Origin of the sequence: Cognatilysobacter bugurensis (assembly GCF_014652095.1) — a bacterium.
Lineage (GTDB): Bacteria > Pseudomonadota > Gammaproteobacteria > Xanthomonadales > Xanthomonadaceae > Cognatilysobacter > Cognatilysobacter bugurensis.
On record NZ_BMYD01000012.1, the window covers coordinates 1 to 3,162 of the forward strand.

The 3,162-nt window shown below is 67.3% G+C and carries 4 protein-coding genes; 1 reads left to right on the plus strand and 3 read right to left on the minus strand.

All coding sequences use genetic code 11. The annotated features are described in order from the left end of the window. A partial coding sequence (locus IE075_RS15475) for a HAMP domain-containing protein (RefSeq protein ID WP_189458002.1) occupies positions 1-1,520 on the minus strand: 1,520 nt, incomplete at its 3' end. Between the two features lie 256 nt (positions 1,521-1,776). Here IE075_RS15475 and IE075_RS15480 point away from each other — a divergent pair. Then, positions 1,777-2,088 (plus strand): energy transducer TonB, encoded by a 312-nt coding sequence (locus tag IE075_RS15480; protein WP_189458003.1) that lies wholly within the window; start codon positions 1,777-1,779, stop codon positions 2,086-2,088. Positions 2,089-2,306: 218 nt separating this feature from the next. Here the strand turns inward: IE075_RS15480 and IE075_RS15485 are convergent, their stop codons facing one another. Beyond that, positions 2,307-2,858, minus strand: a complete 552-nt coding sequence (locus tag IE075_RS15485) for a GAF domain-containing protein (RefSeq protein ID WP_189458004.1) — start codon at positions 2,856-2,858, stop codon at positions 2,307-2,309. Between the two features lie 102 nt (positions 2,859-2,960). Continuing rightward, positions 2,961-3,162 (minus strand): hypothetical protein (locus IE075_RS15760; protein ID WP_229792568.1); only part of this gene is annotated, 202 nt, incomplete at its 5' end.

Genomic DNA, 3,162 nt, shown 5'->3' on the forward strand with positions numbered 1-3,162 from the left:
AGGTCGCCGGCCACGCCGGCATCGACGAGTGCCTTGATCTCGGCGTTGATCGACTGCATGCCGGCCTTGACCGCATCGACTGCTGCAGTGATCTCGGCCTTCTTGCCCGGGTAGCGCTCGACGTCCGCCGACAGGTCGCCCTGTGCGTACTGCCCAACGATCTCGATGAGGTGCGTTTGCGTGCCGATGTGGGACCCGACGAGCGTATTGGTCTGGCCGGCCATCACGCCGAAGGCGCCGGGGAAGGCGGCGGTATCGACGCGGTGGTCGATCTCGCCCGCTTCGTGCGCGTCGAACATGGCGCGCTGCGCGGTGGCGAACTGGCGCAGGCTGCCAACGGCGTGTTCGAGGCTGTCACCGATGTCGCGCAGCTCGTCGCGGCTGTCCACCGCGACCTTGTCCACGAACTCGCCGGCCGCCAAACGCTCGGACGCGAGTTTGATCTGCGCGAGCGAGTCCCGCGTGCTGCGGCTGAAACCGTAGAACAGGTACGCCGACAGCATCAGCGCAAGCACGCACACAAGCGCCACGGTGATCGCCTGGGCGCGCAGCTCGAGCAGTTCAGCGGCCGCGGCTTCATCGAAGGCCTTCTCGGCGCCGACGATCGCGGCTGCGATCGCAGCGCGGGTTGCGGCCGAGTGCTTGCCCATCTCCGCCACCGGCATTTCCGGCATGTCCGCGTCGAGCGCCTGCGCCTGGATCAGGGTCGTCTGCGCGTCGGATGCCTTGATCGCACGGTCGAGCGGCCCCTTCACTGCAGCCGCCGTAGTCGGTGCGCTGCGCTCGGTCTCCGCCATGTCGATGCGGATGCGGTCTTCGAGGTAGCGCTCCATGCTCTTGGACACGGCGAGCTGCGAGCGGTCCTCTGCCCAGACCGAGCCCTCACCGAAGATGCGGATCGCGACTACGCCCTGGCGGGCCGAGTACTCGCTGAGCATCGGCAGCCACTCGACGAGCGCGCGGCCGACGTACAGCATGGCCGGGTCGGTCGCGAGCGTGAGGCCCGTACTGGCCTCGACGCCCTTCACGAGCAGACGCCCGTGGCGCAGTGCATCTTCATGGGCCTGTGACGCAGCGACCGCATCGGCATGGGACTCCTGAGCCTTGGCCCAGGACGCGCGCAGTTTCTCTACGCGCTCTTTGAGCGGATTGCCGTCGAGCACGTCCGCTTCCCAGGCTTCGACCGCTGCCAACGACTTGTCGACTTTCTGGCGCAGCGCAGGCAGCGTCGCGGCCTGCGAAGAGTCGTTGAACGCTTGTTGGACCACGGCCTCGCGATGCTGCTGCATGGCGAGCATCGCGTCGTGCAATGCGGTCAGGGGTTTGCCCGCCGACGCCTGAAGCTCCGTCGCGGAGATGTCCCGCAAGGTGCCGACGACGATGAAGCCAGCGAGCACAGCGCAGGTCAGGCCGAACGACAGGCCGATGACCATGGCCTTCCTGAGGAAGGTGAGCCGCGACATGAACCGGGTGGCCGGCGCTGTCAGACGGTCGAACAGGGCGGAAGCAGAAAAAGACATGGGGGCCTCGATTCCGGGGGTAGACCCGAAGGGGGGGTCGACCCTCTTGGCATCGGCGGAGGCGCCCGAATCTTTAAGGGCGGTTGAACTGCGGCGCCGCGCGGCGGCTCAAACCGTGCACATCGGCACAATCGCGCTCGCCAATGCGCAGCAAACCGACGCTGCCGTCACGCTATGTGCACGTGGCGCTGCGTGGAGCCTAAAGACCCGTCGCGGCGGGCCGATGTCGGGGGTGCAACCCCCTGGAGCGTCTCCCATGCGTCACATCGCCATTGCCTTCGCCCTGGCCGCTGCGGCCGTTTCTTTCACCGCCAGTGCCTCGGCGGAGAACCTCAAGCCGATCAAGCGCGTCGAGCCTCAGTACCCGCCGGAAGCCGCGCGTGCCGGCACCCAGGGCTTCGTGGAAGTCGAGTTCGTCGTCGACGAGGCCGGCAAGGTCAAGTCGGTGTCGGTCGTCAATGCCAAGCCGTCGCGCACGTTCGAGAGCTCGGCCGTTCGCGCGGTCAAGCAGTGGACGTTTGCACCCGGCGGCGGCCGCGGCAAGGTCCGTCTCGACTTCTCGCTGTAAGCGACGTCGAACGGCCGTCGCGCCACCGGCGCGGCGGACCGGATGCCGGCCTGGGTCGGCGTCGAGCGACAACGCGTGCATCGACCTCCGCGGCCCAACGGTGCGGAGGCGGTGCGCTTTTGCGTTTGTGTGATGGGCGCGCGACGCATATCGGCGTGCGGCACGAGAAAATCAGCGCACCGTGGCGCGCGCCGGTTTTGCTGGCCAGCTGCCGCGTGTCAGCTGTCCTCCAGCAGAGCATTCAGCGCAGGGTTGCCCTTGAATCGCTCGATATCGCGCAGCAGCACGTGCAGGCTCAGCTCGCGCTGCAGGCAGTCGGCGAGGTCACGCAGGCGAAGCAGTTGCTCGGCGTCGAGTTGGCGCGGCCTGCGGTCGATTACGCACAGCGTGCCGACGGCGAGGTTGCCCGGCACGTAAATCGGACAACCCGCGTAGAAGCGGATATGCGGCGCGCTCGTCACGAGCGGGTTGTCGGCAAAGCGCGGGTCCGCGTGCGTGTCGGGGATATAGAACACCCCCTGTTCGAGGATGGCGTGACCGCAGAACGAAACCCGCCGCGGTGTCTCGGCGACATCCAGTCCACATGCGCCCTTGAACCACTGGCGGTTCGCGTCTATGAGCGAGATCGTCGCGATCGGCACGTCGATCAGCATCTTCGCGATGCGCGTGTAACGCGAGTAGCGCTCCTCGTTCTGCGTGTCGAGCAGGCCGAGATTGCGCAGCGCCTCGAGTCGGGCGGTTTCGTTGTCGGGTAGGGCGGGGGCAAGCACTGGTGGACTCTCGATGGCATCAAGGCGGTAACGGCGGAGCCGCAGTCGGCTGAAGCGCCACCGTCCAGCTCGGCTGGACGGGTTGCCCCAACCTTGAGCCGATTACGGGTTGTGTCGGCTCGGATGGCTTACATGAGCTGCAAGCGCTGCTGACACCTTGCGGGCCGGAGCCGCCTTCGCCTTTGCCACCGTCGGACCCGCGGCCTGCGCCTGCTGCGCGAGGCGGAACACCGCCACCGTCTGCACCAACTGCTCGGCCTGCTGCTCGAGCGCTCGCGCTGAAGCCGAAGCCTCTTCGACGAGC

Coding starts and splice junctions, on each gene's coding strand:
- IE075_RS15480 (WP_189458003.1), top strand. CDS start 1,777: ATGCGTCACATCGCCATTGCCTTCGCCCTGGCCGCTGCGGCCGTTTCT.